Source organism: Kistimonas ophiarachnellae (assembly GCF_057552235.1).
In genome coordinates, this window is sequence record NZ_BAAJPA010000042.1 from 1 (window position 1) to 1,360 (window position 1,360).

At 65.5% G+C, this 1,360-nt stretch carries 1 protein-coding gene; it reads left to right on the forward strand.

Translation table 11 applies throughout. The features are described from left to right. The coding region (locus tag AC27K1_RS21530) for a calcium-binding protein (protein WP_487152850.1) at positions 1–1,360 on the forward strand (1,360 nt) is incomplete at both ends.

Sequence of the window (1,360 nt, forward strand, 5' to 3'; positions counted from 1 at the left end):
GATGAGGTGGTGGTTGATCTGTCGGCGGGCACGGTGCGGGCCACGGAAGGCGGGCTGCTGACCGATACCCTGACCAGCATCGAGAATGTCACCGGCGGCAGTGGTGATGACATTCTGACCGGGGATGATGCGTCGAACCGGCTGGATGGCGGTGCCGGCGATGACACCCTGGCCGGTGGCCTGGGTGCGGATACGCTCATTGGCGGCGTTAACGGTGCGGCCGGGGATACGGCGGACTATACCGGAGCGACCGGAGCGGTGACCGTGGACCTGTCGGTGGCCTCGCCCCAGGCGGTGATCTTCAACGAAGCCTCGGACAGCCTGTCCGGCATCGAGAACATAGACGGCGCCAGCGGCCATGCCAATACCCTGACCGGGAGCAGTGTGGCCAACACCCTGCGCGGTGGCGGCCAGGATGACACCCTGACCGGCAACGGCGGTGCGGATACCCTGGAAGGTAACGGTGGCGCGGATACCCTGGACGGCGGTGCGGAGGCGGACACCCTGGACGGGGGGGATGGCGATGACATCCTGAAGGGCGGCACCGGCGCCGATATCCTGCGCGGTGGTGCGGATAACGATACGGCGGATTACAGCGACGCCACCACGGTGGTGACGGCGAACCTGACGGCAGGCTCGTCCCAGGCGACGGTTGCCGGGGACGCCACGGACACCCTGGACGGTATCGAGAACCTGGTCGGCGGCAGTGCCGGCGACACCCTGACCGGCAGCAGTGTGGCGAATACCCTGACGGGCAACGCCGGCGACGATACGCTGTCCGGTCTGAACGATGATGACACCCTGGAAGGGGGGGCGGGTGATGACACCCTGCGCGGCGGTGAGGGCAGTGACACCCTGGATGGCGGCAGTGCCGGTGAAACAGATGGCGACACCGCGGACTACAGCACCCACCTGCGTTCGATCACGGTGGACCTGGATACGGGCGGTGGCGACGGTACGGCCACCGACACCACCAGTGATGTCGATACCCTGACCGACATTGAGAATGTCATCGGTTCGAACCAGGACGATGATATTACCGGTGATAACAACGCCAATACCCTCAGTGGCGGTGCCGCTGCCGATACCCTGCGGGGTGAAGGCGGCAATGACACCCTGAACGGGGATGCAGGTGACGACGTCCTGTTCGGTGGTACGGGCACCGACAGCTTCGACGGCGGTGCGGACGTGGACACGGTCAGCTATGACGGTGTCAGCCAGGACGTGACCGCCAACCTGGCTACCGGTATCGGTAATGACGGCACCGGTGGTGCGGATACCTACACCAACGTGGAGAACGTGATCGGTGGCAGCGGCGATGACACCCTGACCGGCACGGACAGCACCACGGTGGGCAATA